General features: G+C 45.3%; 4 protein-coding genes. All 4 read left to right on the top strand.

What is annotated here, in order from left to right; translation table 11 throughout:
• The coding region (locus AB5Z52_RS16165) for an AIR synthase-related protein (protein ID WP_368267018.1) at positions 1 to 494 on the top strand (494 nt) is incomplete at its 5' end.
• Complete coding sequence (gene purN, locus AB5Z52_RS16160; protein WP_021150959.1) at positions 491 to 1,072, top strand: phosphoribosylglycinamide formyltransferase; 582 nt, start codon at positions 491 to 493, stop codon at positions 1,070 to 1,072. The genes AB5Z52_RS16165 and purN, both read left to right, overlap by 4 nt.
• Positions 1,069 to 2,607 (top strand): bifunctional phosphoribosylaminoimidazolecarboxamide formyltransferase/IMP cyclohydrolase, encoded by a 1,539-nt coding sequence (gene purH, locus AB5Z52_RS16155; RefSeq protein ID WP_060814869.1) that lies wholly within the window; start codon positions 1,069 to 1,071, stop codon positions 2,605 to 2,607. The genes purN and purH overlap by 4 nt, the downstream gene beginning before the upstream one ends.
• A gap of 25 nt (positions 2,608 to 2,632) precedes the next feature.
• The coding region (gene purD, locus AB5Z52_RS16150; RefSeq protein WP_368267016.1) for a phosphoribosylamine--glycine ligase at positions 2,633 to 3,839 on the top strand (1,207 nt) is incomplete at its 3' end.

Below are 3,839 nucleotides of genomic sequence, written 5' to 3'. Positions count from 1 at the left end.
GTATCCATTCAAACGGGTATTCATTGGTTCGCAAGATCTTTTTTGAACAGCAAGGTTTTCAAATGGCAGAGAAGTTGCCGGAATTAGGCGGAAAAACTCTCGGAGAAGAATTGTTAACACCAACGAGAATCTACGTATCCGCTGTACTGCCGTTACTTGAAAAACAATTAATTGACGGTATCTCGCATATCACGGGTGGCGGCTTTATCGAGAATATTCCCCGGATGTTGCCGCCGCAGACAACAGCAGAAATCACACTGGGAACGTGGCCGCAACTGCCGATTTTTGAGGCTCTAGCTTCTTATGGAAAAATCCCGGCCCATGAAATGTATGAGATCTTCAATATGGGGATTGGGATGGTTCTTGCTGTTGCACCAGAGAAGAAAGAACAAGTGCTAGCTTTGTTAAACGAGCAGAATGAAGCAGCTTACGTTATTGGTAAAGTAACGGAGGCTCAAGAACATGCGGTTCTTTTACAAGGAGATCCGCTATGAGGATCGCTGTTTTTGCATCAGGAAACGGCAGTAATTTTACCGCAATTGCCGATGCGATTAGAGGAGAAGAACTCAAAGGGGCTACATTAGCGCTGCTGTTCTCAGATAATGCCGCCGCATTTGTCTTGGAACGGGCTAAAGACGCGGGGGTACCGACATTGCAGTTATCCCCGCAGAAATTTCCTTCGAAAGCAGCGTTCGAAGCCGCACTGTTGAACGAGTTGGCGGAACATTCGATTGAGCTGATCGTTTTGGCAGGCTATATGCGGATCGTTGGACCTACGTTGCTAGCCGCTTTTCCCAATAGAATCATCAATCTGCATCCCTCATTGCTGCCTAGTTTTCCTGGAAAATCCGGTATTGCCGATGCCTTTCATTATGGAGTGAAGGTGACTGGGATCACCATTCATTACGTTGACAGTGGTATCGATACGGGGCCGATCATTGCGCAAGAAGTGGTACGTATCGAATCGGAAGATACATTAGAAAGCTTAGAAGCAAAGATCCATCAATTAGAGCATCGAGTCTATCCAGCGGTCATAGCTGAAATCATTCATAAAGGAGACCATCAATCGTGAAAAAAAGAGCGTTGATCAGTGTGTCAGATAAACAAGGGATCGTATCTTTTGCCAAAAATTTAGTACAAAACGGCTACGAAATCATTTCGACAGGAGGGACAAAATCTGCTCTGGAAGCGGCTGGTCTTGAACCGATTGCGATAGAAACGGTCACAGGATTTCCCGAAATGATGGACGGACGTGTCAAAACATTGCATCCAAAGATCCACGGTGGTTTGCTGGGTCGCCGGGACCTGCCTGAACATTTAGCAGCAATGGAAAAACATGACATTGCGCCGATCGATCTGGTTGTTGTCAACCTTTATCCTTTTAAGGAAACGATTGCCCAAGCGGATGTGACAGAAGAGCAAGCCATTGAGAATATCGATATTGGTGGACCAAGCATGCTGCGCTCCGCTGCAAAAAACTTTGCTGCAGTGACAGTGATCGTTGATCCTAAAGATTATCCCCTCATTCTAGATGAATTGACGGAAACCGGTCAGACGCAGCTTGCCACGCGCAAACGCTTAGCGGCTAAAGTATTTCGCCATACAGCAGCTTATGACGCCTTGATCGCCGATTATTTGACAAAAGCAGTTGAAGAATCTGAACCGGAGAAGTTGACACTGACGTATGAATTGAAACAAACGTTGCGCTACGGAGAAAATAGCCATCAAACTGCTGCTTTTTATCAAGATGCATTGCCAGTTCCTTATTCGATCGCTAGTGCAAAACAACTTCACGGCAAAGAATTGTCCTACAACAACATCAAAGATGCGGATGCCGCTTTGCGAATCGCAAAAGAATTTACGGAACCCACTGCAGTCGCTCTTAAACATATGAATCCTTGTGGTATCGGAACAGCGACGACGATTTTTGACGCTTTTGAACGGGCATACGAAGCAGATCCAGTTTCGATTTTTGGAGGAATCATCGTATTGAATCGCCCCGTTGATGAAGCAACAGCTGCGGCACTGCATCAAATATTTCTTGAGATCGTGATTGCGCCTGCTTTTGAACCAGCGGCGCTGGATATTTTGACGAAGAAGAAAAACATTCGCTTGATGACGTTAGATTTTGTAGCAAATCCTGTCGAAACAGAAATGGTCTCTGTATTAGGTGGTTTATTAGTTCAAGAACAAGATACATTAGCAGAATCTCCTAAGGATTGGACGGTCGTAACGAAACGTCAGCCTAGCAAGAATGAGTTGGAAGCAATGGCTTTTGCTTGGAAAGCGGTAAAACATGTCAAATCAAATGCCATCGTTTTAGCGAACCAATATCAAACAGTTGGAATTGGTGCTGGCCAAATGAATCGCGTGGGTTCTGTAAAAATCGCCATTGAACAAGCTGCTGAAGCTGGAAAATTAACGGATGCAGTTTTAGCTAGCGATGCGTTCTTCCCAATGGATGATAGCGTGGAATATGCTGCAAAACGGGGAATCAAGGCAATCATTCAACCTGGAGGCAGTATTAAAGACCAAGCGTCTATCGAAATGGCAGATCAATACGGAGTAGCGATGATCTTTACTGGGGTTCGGCATTTTAGACATTAAAAGACATTAAATTCAGGAGGAGCAGATGAAGCTTTTAGTTATTGGTAGTGGTGGTAGGGAACATGCAATCGCCAAGAAATTACTCGCAGATCCGATCGTAGAAACAGTCTACTGCGCGAAAGGGAATCCGGGCATGGTCAGCGATGGTATTCAGGTAGTTGCTATCCCAGAAACAGACCATCAAAGCTTGATCGCGTTTGCAAAAGAGATGGCCATCGATTGGACCTTTGTAGGCCCTGAAGTTCCTTTGCTTAATGGCATCGTTGATGATTTCCAAGCTGCAGGATTGAACATTTTTGGCCCAAATAAAGCAGCGGCGATGATTGAAGGTTCGAAGGAATTTGCCAAAGAATTGATGGCAAAATATCAGATTCCAACCGCTGAATACCAGTCTTTTGTAGATAGTGAAAAAGCGAAAGCGTATATCCAAGAAAAAGGTGCCCCAATCGTAATCAAAGCAGACGGTTTAGCTGCTGGAAAAGGGGTCGTTGTCGCAGCAACAGTGGATCAGGCACTGGCTGCGGTAGAAGAAATGTTGGAAGAACAAAAATTTGGTCAAAGTGGTGCCAAAGTTGTGATCGAAGATTTTCTGGAAGGAGAAGAGTTTTCGCTGCTGGCTTTTGTTCATGAAGAGCAAGTTTATCCCATGGTGATTGCGCAAGATCATAAACGAGCGTTTGATGGGGATGAAGGACCGAATACTGGTGGAATGGGAGCTTACTCTCCTGTTCCGCAAATTCCTCAGTCAATGATCGATCAAGCAATCGAGACGGTTTTGATCCCGGCTGCTACAGGAATGATTGATCAAGGAACACCCTTTACGGGTATTTTATATGCGGGGCTGATTGCCACAGTTGAAGGACCTAAAGTGATTGAATTCAATGCTCGTTTTGGAGATCCAGAGACGCAAGTCGTTTTGAGTCGGCTAACGAGTGGGTTAGCTCAGATTATTGATGCATTGCTCAATGGAAGACAGCCGGAAATTACTTGGAATCAGCAGTTTTCTGTTGGTGTGGTCGTGGCGGCTGAAGGGTATCCAGAAACCTATCAACAGGGAATGATCATTCCGCAAAAAGCGGCTGAAGATGTTCAACTGTTTTATGCAGGGGTTGCTGAAAGAGCAGGAGAATTGGTGGCAGCAGGCGGGCGAGTATTTTTAGCGGAAGGGCAAGGTGCTTCTTTGGAGGAAGCGCAAAAGAAAGTTTACCAAGCGCTAGCAAAAATGCCTTTGA

The organism is Enterococcus sp. RTP21361st1_A6_RTP21361_211029, from assembly GCF_040910045.1.
GTDB lineage: Bacteria > Bacillota > Bacilli > Lactobacillales > Enterococcaceae > Enterococcus_D > Enterococcus_D gallinarum.
Note: the sequence above shows the minus strand (reverse complement) of the source record. Positions and strands in the feature narration are given on the sequence as shown.

Bases quoted from the DNA above. Each gene is read 5' to 3' on its own strand.
- purN (WP_021150959.1), top strand. From the start codon at position 491: ATGAGGATCGCTGTTTTTGCATCAGGAAACGGCAGTAATTTTACCGCA.